The following is a 526-nucleotide window of genomic DNA, read 5'->3' as shown; positions in this document are numbered from 1 at the left end:
AGGACGGCAATGACCATGGAAGCCAGTGAGGACTTCAAGGGATCCGATCGCAACCATCCTCCTGGCCAGAACAAGCGCGCCAGGGATCTCGGTGATGTGGTGCGACGTCATGGAGCAGGCCTCTACGCCGAGGTGAGGCCAATCGGGGAAATACGCTCCCTGACACTCGATACGCCCGAAGATTCCCGCTGAAAATTTGTGCCCGCGCTAAAGGAACCTTTTCCGGATCTTTGATCACAGCGGGCTTTGCTATGCCTGGCGTGGCCGTTGCGGCACAGCCTCGGCCCCAATCGGGCTCCAGACGAGCATGTCAGTGGCCAATCACGGGCCCGTGTGACAGTAGTGATCCATTCGAGACCTTCCTGCGAGGCGCGGTTTGCCCGATAGCATCCACCGTTCTGCATCCTCCACGACAGATCGTTATCCTGAAGCAGGGCTCCGGCCCGCGTCGGGGCCGTGCGCCGATGGCTCGGACGAACGGATGCTGAAGCTTGCGGCGGAAGCCGCTCAGCTGCGCGTGAAGGTG

General features: G+C 61.4%; 1 protein-coding gene. It reads left to right on the top strand.

From position 1 onward, the window contains the following. Positions 1-192: hypothetical protein (locus ACK4SE_RS14360; protein ID WP_409694088.1), on the top strand; the 192-nt coding region annotated here is incomplete at its 5' end. Between the last annotated feature and the right edge of the window lie 334 nt (positions 193-526).

Origin of the sequence: Brevundimonas sp. (genome assembly GCF_046293315.1) — a bacterium.
GTDB lineage: Bacteria > Pseudomonadota > Alphaproteobacteria > Caulobacterales > Caulobacteraceae > Brevundimonas.
This window is presented reverse-complemented; position numbering and strand designations above follow the sequence as displayed.